The sequence below is a fragment of the Variovorax ginsengisoli genome (assembly GCF_030486595.1).
Classification (GTDB): domain Bacteria; phylum Pseudomonadota; class Gammaproteobacteria; order Burkholderiales; family Burkholderiaceae_C; genus Variovorax; species Variovorax ginsengisoli_B.
This window is the reverse complement of sequence record NZ_JAUJZH010000030.1, coordinates 1-16,739: the sequence shown is the minus strand read 5'-3', so window position 1 is coordinate 16,739 and position 16,739 is coordinate 1. Positions and strand designations below refer to the sequence as shown.

Sequence of the window (16,739 nt, the reverse complement as noted above, 5' to 3'; positions counted from 1 at the left end):
GTACACACCATGGACATCCGTCATCCTCTCGACACGCGCCTGCCGGCCATGCTGCGCAGCGGCCGACCCTTGCGCGCGATCTTCAATTCACTGCCCAGCGCTGCCATCGTCGAGATGTGCGGCTATGCCGGCTTCGACTTCGTCGTGATCGACAACGAGCACGGCAGCGCGGGCCACGAGACCACCGAACACATGCTGCGCGCCGCGCGCGCGAGCGGCATCGTGCCCGTGGTGCGCTGCCTGCGCCAGGACATCGCGCGCGTGCTCGACATGGGGGCAAGCGCAGTGCAGATCCCGATGGTCGAAAGCGCCGATGAGGCGCGCGACCTGGTGCAACAGGTGCGCTACCCGGGCGTCGGGCGCCGCGGCAGCGCGTTCAGCTCGCGCGCCGCGGGCTACGGCGCGTTCGCCGGCGCCGCCCACACGCAGCGAAGCAACGAGGGGATCGCGCTGATCGTGATGATCGAGACACCCGAGGCCGTGGATCAGGCGGCCGAGATCGCGGCGGTCCCCGGCGTCGATGCGGTCTTCGTCGGCCCCAACGACCTCGCGCATTCGATGGGCTTCGGCAACGACTGGAAGTCGCCCGCAGTCGAAGCAGCGATCGAGCGAGCGCTGCGCGCAGTCTCGAATGCCGGCATCTGCGCCGGCATCATCGCCCTGACGCCCGAGGACGAAGCAAGGTACGGACAATGGGGTGCGCGCTATTTCGCGACGGTCGCCTCGAGCGTGATCACGCAGGCGCTGCGGCACGCGTCGACCGCGGGCGGGCGCGCCAAGGCGGTCGAAGGCATTGCCTACTGATCGAGATGGAGCATGGCTAGGAGTCTGGGCGGCAGAGCGACAGTCCTGTCGTCGTGAGCGGGGCGCAGTTCGTTGATAGGCGATGGCCGCGAACTACCTTCCCTACGAGCCGCAGCAGATGATGCTGCTGCCCGAGACGCTGCAGGAATGGTTGCCCGAAGGGCACCTGGCGCACTTCATCAGCGACGCCGTGGACGGACTCGACCTTGGCGCCTTCCATGCGCGCTACGACAAGGACGGCCCACGCAACCAGCCGTTCCACCCGGCCATGATGGTCAAGGTGCTGGTCTACGGCTACGCCACGGGCGTGTTCAGCTCACGCAAGATCGCGCGCAAGCTGCACGAGGACGTGGCGTTCCGGGTGCTGGCGGCGCGCAACTTCCCTGCGCACCGCACGATCCGCGACTTCCGCGCCATCCACCTGAAGGAACTCGGCGATCTGTTCGTGCAGGTGGTGCGCCTGGCGCGCGAGATGGGCTTGGTCAAGCTCGGGACGATCGCGGTGGACGGCACCAAGGTCAAGGCCAACGCGAGCCGCCACAAGGCGATGAGCTACGGTCACATGCTCAAGGCCGAAGCCGAGTTGAAGGCCCAGATCCAGGCTTTGCTGAACAAGGCCCGTGCGGCCGATGAAGCCGAGAAGAACGAGCCGGACTTGGACATCCCGGCGGAGATCGCGCGACGCCAGGACCGCCTCGATGCCATCGCCGCAGCGCGCGCCCGGCTGGAGGCGCGTCAACGCGAAGCCGACCTCGAACGCGGGCGCAGCGACGACGACGACCAGAAGCCGCGCGGCAAGGACGGCAAGCCCAAGGGCGGGCGCTACAGCCGGCCCTTCGGCGTGCCCAAGGACAAGGATCAGGACAACTTCACCGATCCCGACAGCCGCATCATGCAGCGCGCCGGCGGCGGGTTCGACCCGGCCTACAACGCCCAGACCGCCGTGGACGACAGGGCCCACATCATCGTGGCGGCCGAGTTGATCAACAACGCCTCGGACGTGCGCGAACTGCCCACGATGCTGGAGGCCGTCAAGGACACGCTGGGTGCATATCCCGAGCAGACGCTGGCCGATGCGGGCTACCGCAGCGAAGCCGTGTTCACGGCGCTTGCCGGTTGCACAGACCTGGTAGTGGCCATCGGGCGCGAAGGCAAGGAACACCGAGCGATCAACGAGACATCGCTGCCGCTCACCGCAGCGTTGGTGGCGAAGAGGAAGATGCCAGAGGCGCGCGACGCGTACCGCCGCCGCAAATGGCTGGCCGAACCACCGAACGGCTGGATCAAGAACGTCCTGGGGTTCCGTCAGTTCAGCATGCGCGGACTGGACCGAGTGCAAGCCGAATGGAAACTCGTGTGCATGGCGCTGAATCTGCGAAGAATGGCGACGATGCAGGCGGCTTGAGGGTCTGAGCAGGCTCAGAACGCTCTCTCGAGCCTCGCAATTGCGACCCCTGGCACTCCCACCGCACCAACCCACGACTCGAGTCGCGTCAAGCCGCGCCCATTGCCCGCTGCAAACCGTCTGCCGCCCAGACTCCTAGCCGTGCTTCGGCCTGCTCGCTTCTTTGAGATCGAAGCTGGAGATCGCCGCCTCTGCAGCGGTGATCTCGTCTTTTCGGTGCTTCCTTCGGCGCCGATGCCCAACGAGGTAACGATTGCCGACCTAATGCGCAAACGAGAACGCAAACGCAAGCCTGCGCGCGCAGCAGTTGCATTAAGAGCCGCTTAAGGCTTCGGGTCTAGCCTTTTGAAGGTCATAAGTTCTGCCGGGAGACATCATGAGCATTCCCTCGAAGGCCCCTTCCCGTTTTGTCCTTGCGCTTGTCGCGGCAAGCGCGCTGAGCGCTTGCGGAACGCATGCGCAGACGATAGCGCCCGGCGCGGCACCAAGCGCCTCGTCCGCGGCGGCCGGCAGCCCGGCAGTGACTCGCGACTTCTCTCAGATTGTCGAGCGCTGCGGCGGCGCGGTCGTCAACATCACCGTCAGCGGCAGCAGGCAAGTCGCCGATCGCAAGCACGACGGCCCCAACCTGCCTCGTCACGGCTTTCCGCCCCTGGATCTCAACGACCCCTTCCTCGAGTTCTTCAGGCGGTTCGAAGCCCCGGGCGGCTCGCTTCCCGGTCAGACCGAAATCCCTTCCCATGGCCTGGGTTCGGGGTTCATCGTCAGCAGCAACGGCGTGATCCTCACCAACGCGCACGTCGTGCGCGATGCCCAGGAAGTTGTGGTCAAGCTGACCGACCGACGCGAATTCAAGGCCAAGGTGCTGGGCGTCGACCCGAAGACGGATGTCGCCGTGCTCAAGATCGACGCTCGGAATCTGCCGACGTTGAGCATTGGCAATTCGCGTGACCTGAAAGTTGGTCAGTGGGTCCTGGCAATTGGTTCGCCCTTTGGCTTTGCCAATAGCGTGAGTGCCGGCGTCGTCAGTGCCAAGGGACGCGCGCTTCCGGGCGATGGCTACGTTCCCTTCATCCAGACGGACGCGGCCGTCAATCCCGGCAACTCGGGCGGGCCCTTGATCGACTCGCGCGGCGAGGTCGTCGGAATCACGTCGCAGATTTTCACCGGAAGCGGAGGCTTCCAAGGTCTCTCGTTCGCGATTCCGATCGAGGTGGCGACACGCGTGAAGGACCAGATCGTCGCCACGGGAAAGGCCACACACGCCCTTCTCGGTGTCACCGTCCAGGAGGTGAATCAAACGCTGGCCGACTCGTTCAAGCTCGACAGGCCCGAAGGCGCGCTGGTCTCGAACGTCGTCAAGGGCGGCCCCGCCGACCATGCGGGGCTCAAGGCTGGCGACGTGATCGTCAAGGTGAACGGACAGCCCATCGTCTCGTCCGGCGATCTCCCCGCGCTGATAGGAATGGCCAGCCCCGGCGACAAAGCTGCGCTCGACGTCTATCGCCAGGGCAGCCGCGAACACGTCACGGTCACTCTTGGCGATGCTGGTGGCAAGGCCGCCAGCCTTGTGAACTCCGGCATCTCAGGCGCCAAGGGTGACCTTGGACTCGCCTTGCGCCCGCTGCAGCCGCAGGAGCGGCGCGAAGCCGGGGTAAGCGGCGGCCTGTTCATCGAGGACGTCCATGGGCCCGCGGCACTCGCCGGTGTACTTCCAGGCGACGTGCTCGTGGCCGTCGACCAAAACCCGGTCAACAGCCCCGCCCAAGTGCGCGATCTGGTCACGAAGTCAAGCAAGGCGGTGGCGCTGCTGATCCAGCGCGACGGAAACAAGATCTTTGTGCCTGTTCCCATCGGCTGACGAAGGACGCGCACGCAAGGCAGTGCCTGGAGCAACGCATTGCATGACTTCGTTGCTCCACTACGGGAAAGGAGAAACGAGATGAGAGCAAAGTTCAACATGACCGCCGTCGCCATCGCAGCGGCACTGGGACCGCTGGCGTTGGGCGCCGCCTATGCGAGCGCCACCACGTCGCCACCGGTCTAGAAGGCCGGTGCGGTCGAGTTCATGAGCCGCGGCATCGGCCGGGAAGAATCCAGGGCGATCGAGAAAGCGAGCCCCAAATGGCCGCTGACGCTCGAATCCGCCACGAAGGACCGGCATGGCGCCGACTTCGCGGCCGATGTCAACGTCGTGATTCGAGATGCCAGGGGTCATGCGCTGCTGCAGACCGTATCGACTGGACCGTTTGTCCTGGCCCGGCTTTCCCCGGGTCACTACGACGTCGATGCAACGTTCGACAGAAAGACCCTGAACAAGACGGTAGTCGACAGTGAAGGCCTGCCGGCAAAGGCGTTGTTCCTGTGGTCGCAACAGGTCGGAGGCCAGCACTCCTGACGAGGCAGGTCGCGCTGTGTCGACAACGGCGGGGCGCAACGGCGCCGACTGCTCCCGGGTGCGCGGGCCGGGATCGGACTGATTGCGGTTGCTTTTCGGTTCGTCGCCAGCATGGAACCGTCCTGCCGCGCGAGGGCGCGCGCAGGGCTCCGAGGCTCGGGGCCGACCGAGGCAGTGCTGCGGGCGTCGCGCCTTTACTGGCTGAACGGCGGTGAGTGGGGGGCGGGAGTCGTCTCACGGCGGCATCGGAGCGCGGTTACGCGCACGGCTTGGGGCGCAGAGTCAAGGTCCGCAGGACTTGCCTCCGATGCGCCCCAGCGGTTCGTCGACATATGAATGTCATATCGACGCTGCCACCCTTTTCCCATGGCCTGATCCATGCAAGCGTTCAGATCGAGGTAGCGATCCGCGATGTCGGAATCGCTGGGCGCAGCGAAGGAGCACGTGGCGAACAGCGCGAAGCACAAGGACAGTGAAGAGTAACGAAGATTCATGTATTTCAAACAGTGATGCCTTCGCCAGAGTGACGAAGCTCTCAAGTATGGCGACCTGGGATCAGGACTCGGTGGGGGAGTATGTCGACCGGGAGCGAGCTCGTTCGAGTCGTCGAACCGCCATGGCTTCGCGAATTCGCAGGTCGGCTTGTGCACAAACGTGCCGCTCGGAATCCTCTCCATGGCGTCTTGGGTCGGTCGCCAACCACCACAGCGCGAGCTTCAGCGCGTCCATGACCAAGTCGTCTGAAGAAGCAAGTGAGGAAGATCCATTCATGCGGTTGCCTCTGATTTGCGGCAGGCGGATGCGCACCTTCTCTCGTAGCCCTCGCCGCCAGAAACAAGGCACTTTAATCACAACGTGACATAAAGTCCAGAGCAGTCGTCGGAGGCGAACCCTTCGTCGTCCGTCAATCCTGAATCCGGCTCGCCAGCCGGACTGCCAGAGCGAGCGCATCGAGTTGGTCGGCGTGTTGAGTGGCGAGCGTGGCGAGCTTCCTGCGTCCAGCGGCCAACAGGTGGACCTCGACCTGTCGACGATCGACCTTGCTGGTCTTGCGCTTGACCAGGCCAGCCTCCTCGCAGCGGGTCACCAGGGCGACGACGCCATGCGGTTGAGCCTGGAGTCGCTCGGCGATCTCGCCGATCGTCGCCCAGTTCTTACCCGGGAAGCCCTGGGTATGCAACATGAGTTGATACTGCAGGACAGTGATGCCTTCAGCGCGAGCGGCATCTTCGCTGAACCTCAGGAAGCTTCGCAGTCTGAATCGGAAGTCTGAAAGGGCCTCGAAGCGCTGCTTCTCGGCGTCACTTGGGGGAGTCGGCATGGCAATTGGCTGGGTGAATGCACGAATGTAACAGCGCTGCCGAGTATTGCATGGCCTACGGGAGGCCTGCACCGCGCCAACGGCCAGGGTCACCGAGACCGGCCAGAGATTCGCCGCTCCTTCCGCGAAACGATCTACTGGCCAACTAGCGAATTCGATAGTCAAGCAGCGCTGCGCGAACTGATGACCCGGCCGTCCCGCCCCGCTCCAGATCAGTGTGGGCGTCGGCAATCCTTGCGCAAAGCGCAACCACGGCCATTGTGTAGCTCCAAAGATCGTCGCTTACCCCGGCCTCACTGTCGGCCAGCAGGCGGTATTGGACAGCCAATTCCCTGAAGATGCGATCCGGATCGATGTCGGCAAGCAAATCCACAGTCTGTGTCATTTCGGTCCTTCCAAGGTCGAACGCACGCCACAGGCTGCAGATCAGACGCAGCGCCTGAAGGCGCGACTCTTCTCGTGATGTCGATGGCTCAGAAAGGTTCCCGCTCCCAGGGCAAACGCGCGAGACGCAAACGGTCCGGCATTCCTGCGTCACTCGACGCCGCGAATTCAGCACACCTTCACCTCAATTTCCCGGCGCCGCGCCGCCGTGGCCCCGACGCGGGCGCGCCCGTTGACGCTCGGCTCGGATACATGCTCGACGTGAGGACCGACATGACCGTGGACATCGCGGCTCCCATCAGGAGCGCCCCGTGAACCACGGCTCGCTCAAGAAGAACACCTGCGCTTGCCGCGGTCCGCGGCTTTCGCGGCTAGGAGGGTAATCCCTCACAGCGTGATACAACGTCTGTCATACTATGACATACCTGACTGTGGCCTGACCGCGTGTGGCTGTCCTGCAAGGGACGTGTCGATGAATCGGCGCCTTCCAACCTCCTCCATTCCCCCCCGATCTCCCATGAAAATCAAAAGCCAGAAGGATTTCCTGTCCGGTCTCATGTTCACCTGCGTAGGGCTTGCGTTCGCCCTCGGCGCGACCAACTACACCATCGGCAGCGGTGCGCGCATGGGGCCGGGGTACTTTCCCCTCCTTCTGGGCACGATGCTCGCGATCGGCGGCGGCGTGGTGATGCTCGGCGCACTCACCGCTGGCTCTGGCGCACCCGGAGGCGATCCGGTCGGACGCATCGCGTGGAAGCCGCTCGCGTTGATCATTGGCTCCAACCTCGTGTTCGGCGTCCTGCTGGGCGGCCTGCCCAGCATCGGGGTCCCGGCGATGGGCCTGCTGGTGGCCATCTACGCGCTGGTGGTCGTCTCAAGCCTTGCGGGCACGCGCTTTTCGCTTAAGTCGGCGCTGATACTGGGCACGATCCTGGCCATCGGAAGCTACCTGACCTTCATCATCGGCCTGAGTCTGCAGTTCCAGGTCTGGCCCACCTTCATCACGGGCTGACGGAAGCAACCATGGACCTGATTCACAACCTTTCCATCGGCTTTGAAGCGGCCTTCACGTTTCAGAATCTCATCTATGCCTTCATCGGCTGCTTGCTCGGCACGCTGATCGGCGTGCTGCCGGGCATCGGTCCTGTCGCGACCATCGCGATGCTGCTGCCGGCCACGTATGCATTGCCGCCGGTGGCCGCCCTGATCATGCTGGCGGGCATCTACTACGGCTCGCAGTACGGCGGCTCGACCACCGCCATCCTGGTCAACCTTCCTGGGGAATCCTCGTCCGTGGTGACGGTGATCGACGGTCACCAGATGGCCAAGCAGGGTCGAGGAGGCCCCGCGCTTGCCGCCGCAGGCCTCGGATCCTTCTTCGCGGGTTGCGTGGGGACCTTGGTCCTCGCCGCGTTTGCGCCACCCCTGACCGAACTCGCCTTCAAGTTCGGGCCCGCGGAATACTTCTCGTTGATGGTGCTGGGTCTGATCGGCGCCGTGGTGCTGGCTTCGGGTTCGCTGCTCAAGGCGATCTGCATGATCATGCTCGGACTGCTGCTCGGACTGGTCGGCACCGACGTCAATTCGGGCGTCGCACGCTACAGTTTCGACATCCCGGAACTCACCGACGGCATCAGCTTCATCGCCATCGCCATGGGCATCTTCGGCTATGGCGAGATCATCGCGAACCTCTCCCAGAGCGAGGAGGAACGCCAGGTGTTCACGGCCGAACTCCACGGCCTCATGCCGACCAAGGAGGACTTCAAGAACATGGTGCCCGCCGTCCTGCGCGGGACCGCGCTGGGCTGTTCGCTCGGGATTCTTCCGGGCGGCGGGTCGCTGCTGTCGGCATTCGCGTCCTATACGCTCGAGAAGAAGCTCAGACTCAAGCCGGGGGAGATTCCGTTCGGCAAGGGCAACATCCGCGGCGTCGCGGGGCCCGAGTCGGCAAACAACGCGGGTGCGCAGACCTCTTTCATACCGCTCCTGACGCTCGGTATCCCGGGCAATCCCGTGATGGCGCTGATGGTGGGTGCGATGACCATCCACAACATCCAGCCCGGTCCCCAGGTCATGACCAGCAATCCGGAGTTGTTCTGGGGCTTGATCGCCTCGATGTGGATCGGCAACCTGATGCTGATCATCCTGAACCTGCCCTTGATCGGGATCTGGATCAAGCTGCTCTCCATTCCCTATCGCTGGCTCTTTCCGGCGATCGTCCTGTTCTGCGCGATCGGCGTCTATTCGACCAACAACAACACCTTCGACGTCTGGATGGTCGGCTTCTTCGGAATCGTCGGCTATGCCTTCCTCAAGCTTGGCTGCGAGCCTGCGCCGCTGCTCCTGGGCTTGATCCTCGGTCCGATGATGGAGGAGAACCTGCGGCGCGCCCTGCTGCTCTCGCGTGGCGACTGGAGCGTTCTGGTCACGCGTCCGATTTCGGCCGGCCTGCTGGTGGCGGCAGCCATCCTGCTCACGATCGTCCTTCTGCCTGCGGTGAAATCCAAGCGCGAGGAAGCGTTCGTCGAAGAGGGATGATGATGACCGCAGTCAAAGACGTCCCCTGCACTCGTCAGGAACAAGCGATGCTCGACCATTTCACGCGCGGCGGCGCGCTGATGACCCTTGCGCTGCTCTGCGCTTGCGGTACGTCCGTGCCGCTGAAGGCGCCTCCCCCTGGCTCGACGGCGACGCCGATGCAGACACCGATGCCTGTCGCGCCGGCTCCCCAGCGGCCGGTGCCGCAAGCCAGCTTCGCGCACCCGGCACGCGGCGCGACCATTTCGCACTTCGATGGCCGCCTCAACAAGGGGATCGACATCGAGGGTCGACCTGGCGATCCGGTATTGGCAGCGCGCGACGGGCGCGTCGTCATCGTCACGAGCGCACTGCCCGCCTACGGCAAGATGGTGATCCTCAAGCATGACGAAAATTTCATTACCGCGTACGCCCACATCGAACGTTCGCTGGTCGGCGAGAACGAGGTCGTGCGCCAGGGACAGCCCATCGCCGAGATGGGCAAGAGTGGCCGAGACAGGGTCGCGCTTCACTTCGAGATTCGAAAACTGGGAATCGCCGTCGACCCGGAGCCTTATCTGCGGGGAGAAGTGAACTGAAGTCGCGTTGACTCCTGCGCATGAAACATCTGATGGAAATTCTTGACAGCATCGACTGGGATCGATGGAGCGCCCCTGCCCTTTCCGCACTTCGGATCTTGCTGATCGTGGTTGCCGCCTGGATCGCCATCGCGACGCTTCAAAAGGCGGTGCGCCTGGTTCGCCTGAGGGTCGAAGGCAGGCTTGACGGGTCCGACGGCGCGAGGCGCGCCGAAACGCTCGGACGGGTCATCCGCTACCTCATCGCGCTGGTGATCGGCGCCGTGGCCGTGATGCTGGTTCTGGCCGAAGTCGGGGTTTCACTCGCCCCGATCCTGGGGGCCGCGGGCGTGGTCGGCCTGGCTGTCGGCTTCGGTGCCCAGAGCCTGGTCAAGGACTACTTCACGGGCTTCTTCATCCTGTTCGAGGACCAGATCCGCGCGGGCGACGTCGTGACGATCGCTGGTCTTGGCGGCTCGGTCGAGGACATCACCCTGCGGCATGTTCGACTCAGGGACTATGACGGCAACGTGCACTTCGTGCCCAATGGGCTGATCACGAGCGTCACCAACATGTCGCGCTCGTTTGCGCACGCGGTCGTGGACGTCGGCGTGTCGTACCGCGAAAACGTCGACGAAGTTATCGCGGTCATGGAGGCTGTAGGTGCCAGATTGCGCATCGATCCTGCATTTGCGGTGCGCATACTCGGCGACCTCGAGATGGCCGGGGTTGATCGTCTCGACGACAGCGCCGTCGTCATCAAGTGCCGCTGCAAGGTGACGCCGCTTCAGCAGTGGACTGTGCGACGCGAGTTCCTGAGAAGGCTGAAGGCGGCGTTCGACGTCGAGCGCATCGAGATCCCCTACCCTCAGCTCACCGGGTACGCAGGACAGGCCAAGGATGGTTCGGCGCCGGCATTTCGGCTGCGCGATCCGAGCGAAGCGACGGCAACCCTGGAACACCTCGACAAGGCAGAGACCCCTAATCGCTGACTTGGCGGCGTCGATCGTCGCACCTTCACCGCATGATGTTGACGGCGCATGCGAGGAGCGCAGTCGCGAACAACACGATCCACGCGGTGAGGAATCGGGTTCGTACCGGCTTGCGCATGCCTTCGAGGCGCGAAGGCAGGGTCTGAATTTCTTCGAGCGGCTGGGGCAAGGCGAGGCGAGGGTCGGCCTCGATGTTGGTCAGCAGCGCGGTGAGCGTGGCATGACCACGAACATCCTCTTCCAACGTGGCAGATTGGTCCCTCACGCTCGACCCATAGGCCAGGAAGACGTTCCCCGCCGGCGTGAATCCGACGCTTTCACCGCTCATCGACAAGATGCCGATGTCTATCAGGGCGTCAATGCCGCGCCTGACGTAAGGTCGCTCGCTGACAGGCGCCGTGCATTGCAGAGCGGTTCGGGACGTCTTGGAAACGTTCCCGGCAATGCATCGCTGCAACACCAAGTCTGTCAACGTGCTTGCGATTGTCTCTCTTTCGGTCGGTCGTCTGGCCACATTGCTCCGAGGCTTTGAGCGGGTGCCCTTCCCGGGCATCCCAGCAGCTTTCTTGAACGATGAGCGCGAGATCGTTGTGCTTCGCACTCGCACAGATAGATCATGGCATGAGTGATATTGAGAGACACTGGTCCTTCACGGGGGTCCACGCAGTCTGTCGCGCTGAGCGCGCTCAGTTGGCGCCGCCGATCGCAGCCCGGACGGCGCGGCCGATGGTCATTCCCTGGACCAGGATTGAAAACGCCACGACGCAATAGGTCAGCGCGAGGATGATCTCGCGCTCGGCGCCGACCGGCAGCGAGAGGGCCAATGCCACCGAAATGCCGGCACGCAGACCGCCCCAGTTGAGCACTCGGGACGAGCCGGGTGGCAGGCCGAACTGCGCGCTGGCGGCAGCAACCGGAAGACCGACAGTCAGCCATCGAGTCGCCAGGGTGGACATGGCCAGTTCCCGGCCGTCGTTGCCGATCATGAGACCGCAGACGACCATCGCCAACGGCCCCGACACTTCCAGATGCCTGGCCAAGGCATAGCCCCCCATCACGGCCGCGAGCGTGAGCAACACCTCCACCTGGTAGTGATCGATGCTGCGCAGCAATCGGAACGTGACATAGCCCAGCGCCAGACCAAAGGCAATGCCGCCGCCCGCTTCCCGCAGCAAGAGCCCCGCGGCTCCCGGAACCGTCAGGGCCGTTCCGCTCGCGAGTATGCCCAGCAGCAGGGCGAAGATCACCACGCCCACGCCGTCGCTGAAGAGCGACACGCCCGCGATCACGAGTTCCAGGTTCTTGGGGGCGCCAGCCGAGCGGAGGATCCCCATGGCAGCGATCGGATCGGTCGGCGAGATCAGCGCCCCGAAAAGCAGGCAGTACAACAATGAGAGCTTGACGTCGATGAGAGGGAGCACCGCCCACATGCCGAAGCCGACGACCATGGCCGAGAGCAGGGTTGCAGCGAGCGCGAGGGCGGCGATCTGCCGCTGAGATTCCCTGCATCATGACGTCGGAGAAGTCGATCGATCGCAGGAACGACTCCTCGTAGCGCCGCAGCCCGTGGTCTAAGCGGAGCGTGTCCAGACCGAACATCGACAGCGAAATTCCGAGCGCGATGGCCATCACGCCGATGGCCGTTGGCAACCGGATGAACCGATGATTCAGGTAGGCAAGCAAGGCCGTGACCACGAGGCAGATGGCGGCAATGTCGAGCATGGGTCGTCAGACGGGCGGCTTACGGGATGCTTGCGACGATCGCGCCAAGTGCACCATGGGTCACCGTCCGGCGTAGCGTCGCATGACGGCGGCCCACGTCAGCCCGATCCCCTTCATTGGCGATGTCGCGCTGTGCGTCGGTCCAGACCAGATCGGCATGGCGCAATAGAACCGCGCGGCGGTCCTGGTCGCTTTCGCAGGCAATCACCGCGGTGAGTACATCCAGCAATCGGATCATCACGGCTGTGCTGCCCGCCGCGTTCTGGCGAATCATGTGGAACATGACGTCGGCCAGGCTGCCGTAGGTGGCGCTCGGCACGACGAGCACGACTTCATCGCCACGAAGGGTCACACCGCTCGGCAGGTTGGCGCCCGCGAGGTCGCACAGCGCGGCGCCCAGTCGATCAAGCACGCTCATGGCGGTATGGGGGTCGTTGATGCCCGGAGACAGCGCTCGGACGGCCACCTCCACCAATTGGCGAACCGCGTACTCCAGGTCACCGACGCTGCCGCGCGCTGCCCCCAGCGCGGTGGCACGGCGCACTGCGTCTTCCGCTTCGGCCACCTGCACCGACATCAGGGCGACCGGTGCGCCTGGAAAGACATAGTCGCCCCTGCGCGCGAGGAGTCGAATCGCCGTTCCGTGTTCGGACGCCCAGTCGGCAAGACCCGCTTCGTCGAACTGTTGCAGGTAGCCGCGTCGTGCATCGACGATGGTGGAGGCGTTGGCCCAGAAATCTGCCGACGGAGGTGCGGGCTGCGCCTCGTCCGTGATCGTGGCCTTCATGGCGGCACGAATGTCGTAGCTCACCAAATCCACAACCGTGTCGACGTTGATGCGATTGGCCATGTGGCCAACGAAGTACACCAGCGTCCCGACGCAGGCGAAAGCCAGGAGGATTCCGAAGCTCAGGGCCAGATGGGGCGTGAAGGGCCCCTCCTCCTGCGTCCTGACGCTGCGAAGGACCATCAATGCATAGGAAAAGGTGCCGAGATACGCGCCCAACGTGACCTGTACACCGCGATCGCGCGTGAAATTGCGCAATAGCCGTGGCCCCATCTGTCCGGCCGCCAGCGACAGCGCTGCGATGGTGATCGAAAAGACGGTGCCTGCCACGCCGATGGTCGACGCCGCGATGGCGCCCAGCAAGGTGCGAGCGCCCGTCCCCCTCCGTTGTACAGCCAGCTGCTTTCGGCGACCCATGCCGGGAGCCGCCCTCCCCGATCAACTTCCAGCAAGGCCACGGCCAACAGGATGCCGGCCAGCACCATCGCGCCTGGCACGAGCCAGAATGCCTCGCCCAGTTGATCCATGAGTTTTCGGAATCTGGCGGTCATGAGCGTGGCTCGACCGGATGGCGCGAGGTTGTGGCAGCAACCGCTGGCAGATCGGCATGGGCAGATCTTCTGCCACCGCATCCCGCGACTGCGACCATGTGGTCAGCCAGCGAGTCATAGAGAGGCCGCGTGATCATGCGCGACACCAGCGTCGCCAGCATCGCTGCGGCCATCAGGCTCAGAACCATCGCATGGCCGTCGACCATCTCCATCACGATGATGAACGCCGTCAACGGAGCGCGTGTCACGGCTGCAAGGAATGCCGCCATGCCGAGCGCGATCAGTGGAGGTCCAAGGCCGGGTTGGGTGGCCTGCGCGATCGGGTTTCCGACTCCGGCATCGATGGCAGCCCGAACAAGGCGAGTTCGCCAGCTGGACATTTGGCTGCGAAGGTGGGAGCGGAAGTCTGCTTTTTGATTCATCAGGCCAAATGCATGGCAAGATTCACGTCCACCCAGATGCCCATGAACACCATCATCAGGTTCTCGGTCAGCGATACGAGACCCAGCGGCTGGTGATGAAGGTCTTGCTCGTCGGGCTCGGCATGGACAACCTTGCTTCATTCAGGAAGCGCATACGCAATGACGTAGTCGCCCGCCTTGGTGTGGGTGGATCCATGGCCTCCGGCCACCACCAGGAGGTACTGCCGGCCGTCGGACCCGGTGTAGGTCATCGGCGTGGCTTGGCCGCCGGCAGGAAGCCGGCTTTCCCACAACTGCCGGCCATTGCCGACGTCATAGCCGCGCACGTAGTCGTCAAGCGTCCCTGAGAGAAAAGCTACGCCACCTGCAGTCATGATGGGCCGCCGATGTTCGGCACGCCCATGCGGAACGGCAATGGGATCGGCGCAAGATCGCGGACAGTCCCGTTGCGGTGCTTCCAGACTATCCTCCCGCTTGCGAGATCGGCGCCGGCGACGTAGCCCCAGGGGGGTGCAGTACAGGGAAATCCGAGCGGCGATGTGAAAGGGCTGAGCGCCACGGCAAAGGGCGCGCCGAAGTTCTCGTTGAGCGCCGGCAAGGCCCCTCTCGGCGGCCCCTCGGTCTGCACCACGAGCGCCTCGTCGTTCGGTCTCGGAACGAGCTTCGACACGAAAGCGAGGTAGGTCGGGGTCGTGAATGCGACTTGGCGCTGGGGGTCCACCGCGACACTGCCCCAATTGAACACACCGAAGTTGCCTGGGTAGATCAAGGAGCCCTGGGTCGAAGGCGGGGTGAAGCGACCTTCGTAGCGCAGACGATGGAACGCGATGCGGCAGGCAAGCTGGTCGAACATCGTGGCGCCCCACATATCGCGCCCGCTCAACCTGGGTGGATCGAAGGACAGTGCGGTCTTCGGCTGCGTCGGCGCGGTCCGGTCACCGGTCGCCGCGCCTTGTGGCGCCGCCACTTCCGATACCGGATTGATGGGCTTGCCGGTTCGCCGGTCGAGCACGAACAACTCGCCCTGTTTGGTGGGCTGCACCAGGGCCGGCACCGTGGCACCGTTGATCGTGAGGTCGATCAAGCCGGGCTGGGAGGGGACGTCGTAGTCCCAGAGGTCGTGGTGGACGGTCTGAAAGACCCATCGCACTTGCCCGGTCGCAAGATCGAGCGCGACCACCGATGACGAGTACTTTTCCACCGCGGCGCTGCGCCGGCCGCCCCATTGATCCGGTGGCTGATTACCCATCGGAACGTAGACCATGCCGAGCGCCTCGTCGACACTCGAGATTGACCAGCTATTGGGTGAATTGACTGTATAGCTCTCGCCAGGCGCAATCGGTGCGGTCGCCTGCGGATTGCCGGAATCCCAGTTCCAGACCAACGCGCCGGTGTCTACGTCGAAGGCCCGGATCACACCGGACTGCTCGTGTGTTGATACGTTGTCAAGGACCGTCCCGCCCACGATCACCAACTTCCGTGTGACCACGACCGGGGAGGTGGAGTAGTACGAGCCGGGCCGCGGATTGGGCATATGTGCCCAAAGGTTGATCTGGCCCTTGCCGTCGCCGAACGCACTGCACACGGCGCCGTTGTCGGGGTTCAAGGCAATCAGGCGACCTTCGGCTGTGGGCATGAAGAGCTTCCCATGGGCGCAGACTTCCGACACGGCGCCGCGCGCGGTCGCGACGGGGAGCGGTGGCTCGGAAGGCGAAGCGGTCGGCACGGCCGCTGCGTTGTCTGCGGATGTGTTTGGAGGCTGGTATGAAAGCCCGCGGCAGGTGAGATGCTGCAGCGCCAGAGCGCCCTTGATCTCTGGGGCGTAGCGCCAGACTTCCGCTCCCGTGGTCGCATCCAGCGCGATTACCGACTGATGGGGATTGCAGAGGTAGAGGCGGTCTCCCACCTTCAGCGGAGTGACTTCATTGGTCGTCTCCTCCGGGTCACCGGGCTGCCCGCGCATGTCACCGGTTCGGACCTGCCAGGCCATCTTCAGTTTCGAGACGTTGGCCGGCGTGATCTGAGTCAGCGGCGAAAAGCGCTGGCCGTAGCCGGTACGCCCGTAGGCGTGCCATTCGCCAGCGGGCAGGATACTGGTGCCGGACGGTTGTGACTGGCCGACTGGCAAGACGCCCTCGATCGCATGCATGTCTCTGGTCCAGGAAGCCAGCATGGCTGCAGCGCTCACGGCAAGGGCCGCACTCAGCGCGAGGCCGCCCCCTTGCTTCCACGAAGCGCGCCGCTGCTTGCCGGCGCCGTCGTGGCCGGTCGCTCCGGCAACGCGCAATGAATGCACGGTCCATGGGCCGCCTACATAGACGCCCAACAGAAAGAGAAAGCCCAACCGCGCGGCGAGCGGCCACCAGTCCAGTCCCACTTCCCACAGCGCCCATGCCAGCGTCCCCACAAGCAGGGTTGCCATGACCCAAGTTGAGAGCCGGCTCCGGTCGTCTGAACACGCATCGACCTGAGTTAAGTGGATTGGCTGCGGTTTGATTCTTTCAATCTTCAGGCCCCTGCCAGGCCGCCGGAGGCGCCTTGGTTGAGCCATGTACTCATGGTTCGACCCATCAGGCAGCCTCCTTCATTGCGGGTAGCGTGGCGAAGTAGACCATGTCTGGCGTGCATCCGTCGTGCGATTGATGGGGCCGCCGCGCGTTATAGAAATCGAAGTAAACGGCCAAGTTCAACCGTGCGGCACTGACACTGTCGTAGGCCTTCAGGTACACGTCCTCGTATTTCACGCACTTCCACAGCCGCTCGACGAAGACGTTGTCCCGCCAACAGCCCTTGCCGTCCATGCTCTGGCGCGCGCCTATGCGCTTCACCTCGGCGACAAAATCGCAGCTGCTGAACTG

Annotated in this window: 14 protein-coding genes and 2 pseudogenes; 8 read left to right on the top strand and 8 right to left on the bottom strand. The window is 64.1% G+C overall.

From position 1 onward, the window contains the following. Window positions 1-9 precede the first annotated feature (9 nt). The 4 genes from QZH52_RS30600 to QZH52_RS30585 all read left to right on the top strand — a co-directional run bounded on the left by QZH52_RS30600 (window position 10) and on the right by QZH52_RS30585 (window position 4,607). Window positions 10-804, top strand: coding sequence for an HpcH/HpaI aldolase family protein (locus QZH52_RS30600; protein WP_301814760.1), 795 nt, complete (start codon window positions 10-12; stop codon window positions 802-804). An 82-nt stretch (window positions 805-886) separates the two neighbouring features. After that, window positions 887-2,209 carry an IS1182 family transposase gene (locus QZH52_RS30595; protein ID WP_301814758.1) on the top strand — a complete coding sequence of 441 codons (1,323 nt, stop codon included), beginning with the start codon at window positions 887-889 and terminating at the stop codon, window positions 2,207-2,209. Window positions 2,210-2,585: 376 nt separating this feature from the next. Then, entirely contained in the window at window positions 2,586-4,070 is a 1,485-nt protein-coding gene (locus QZH52_RS30590) for a Do family serine endopeptidase (RefSeq protein ID WP_301814757.1), read from the top strand. 207 nt (window positions 4,071-4,277) lie between these two features. Beyond that, window positions 4,278-4,607 (top strand): hypothetical protein, encoded by a 330-nt coding sequence (locus QZH52_RS30585; protein ID WP_301814756.1) that lies wholly within the window; start codon window positions 4,278-4,280, stop codon window positions 4,605-4,607. A 904-nt stretch (window positions 4,608-5,511) separates the two neighbouring features. On the opposite strand, the gene QZH52_RS30580 is transcribed toward QZH52_RS30585, so the two are convergent. Together QZH52_RS30580 and QZH52_RS30575 are read right to left on the bottom strand one after the other, a co-directional pair. Next, window positions 5,512-5,928 (bottom strand): MarR family winged helix-turn-helix transcriptional regulator, encoded by a 417-nt coding sequence (locus QZH52_RS30580; RefSeq protein ID WP_301814754.1) that lies wholly within the window; start codon window positions 5,926-5,928, stop codon window positions 5,512-5,514. 145 nt (window positions 5,929-6,073) lie between these two features. After that, the gene (locus QZH52_RS30575; protein ID WP_301814752.1) at window positions 6,074-6,313 is read right to left on the bottom strand and encodes a hypothetical protein; all 240 of its coding nucleotides are present in this window, start codon (window positions 6,311-6,313) and stop codon (window positions 6,074-6,076) included. A 516-nt stretch (window positions 6,314-6,829) separates the two neighbouring features. On the opposite strand from QZH52_RS30575, the gene QZH52_RS30570 reads away from it, so the two are divergent. The 4 genes from QZH52_RS30570 to QZH52_RS30555 are packed head-to-tail and all read left to right on the top strand — an operon-like array spanning window position 6,830 to window position 10,399. Beyond that, window positions 6,830-7,324 carry a tripartite tricarboxylate transporter TctB family protein gene (locus QZH52_RS30570; protein ID WP_301814750.1) on the top strand — a complete coding sequence of 165 codons (495 nt, stop codon included), beginning with the start codon at window positions 6,830-6,832 and terminating at the stop codon, window positions 7,322-7,324. 11 nt (window positions 7,325-7,335) lie between these two features. Next, window positions 7,336-8,850 (top strand): tripartite tricarboxylate transporter permease, encoded by a 1,515-nt coding sequence (locus QZH52_RS30565; protein WP_301814749.1) that lies wholly within the window; start codon window positions 7,336-7,338, stop codon window positions 8,848-8,850. Window positions 8,851-8,897: 47 nt separating this feature from the next. Continuing rightward, window positions 8,898-9,428, top strand: a complete 531-nt coding sequence (locus tag QZH52_RS30560; RefSeq protein ID WP_301814747.1) for a murein hydrolase activator EnvC family protein — start codon at window positions 8,898-8,900, stop codon at window positions 9,426-9,428. Between the two features lie 32 nt (window positions 9,429-9,460). Beyond that, window positions 9,461-10,399, top strand: coding sequence for a mechanosensitive ion channel family protein (locus tag QZH52_RS30555; protein WP_301814745.1), 939 nt, complete (start codon window positions 9,461-9,463; stop codon window positions 10,397-10,399). 25 nt (window positions 10,400-10,424) lie between these two features. On the opposite strand, the gene QZH52_RS30550 is transcribed toward QZH52_RS30555, so the two are convergent. From QZH52_RS30550 to QZH52_RS30525, 6 genes and pseudogenes are all read right to left on the bottom strand, one after another. Continuing rightward, on the bottom strand, window positions 10,425-10,727 hold the full coding sequence (locus QZH52_RS30550; RefSeq protein WP_301814742.1) for a hypothetical protein: 303 nt from the start codon (window positions 10,725-10,727) through the stop codon (window positions 10,425-10,427). A 358-nt stretch (window positions 10,728-11,085) separates the two neighbouring features. Next, a complete protein-coding gene (locus QZH52_RS30545) occupies window positions 11,086-11,847 on the bottom strand; it encodes a cation:proton antiporter domain-containing protein (protein WP_301814740.1) in 762 nt (253 codons plus the stop codon). 293 nt (window positions 11,848-12,140) lie between these two features. Further along, the gene (locus tag QZH52_RS30540; protein ID WP_301814739.1) at window positions 12,141-13,325 is read right to left on the bottom strand and encodes a DUF2254 domain-containing protein; all 1,185 of its coding nucleotides are present in this window, start codon (window positions 13,323-13,325) and stop codon (window positions 12,141-12,143) included. Window positions 13,326-13,455: 130 nt separating this feature from the next. After that, window positions 13,456-13,806: pseudogene (locus tag QZH52_RS30535) on the bottom strand (chloride channel protein); the annotation flags it as partial. Window positions 13,807-14,018: 212 nt separating this feature from the next. After that, window positions 14,019-16,309 (bottom strand): annotated as a pseudogene (locus tag QZH52_RS30530) (membrane-bound PQQ-dependent dehydrogenase, glucose/quinate/shikimate family); the annotation flags it as partial. A gap of 142 nt (window positions 16,310-16,451) precedes the next feature. Continuing rightward, window positions 16,452-16,739, bottom strand: a 288-nt coding sequence (locus QZH52_RS30525; protein WP_301814738.1) for an integrase core domain-containing protein, incomplete at its 5' end; no start/stop codon positions are given.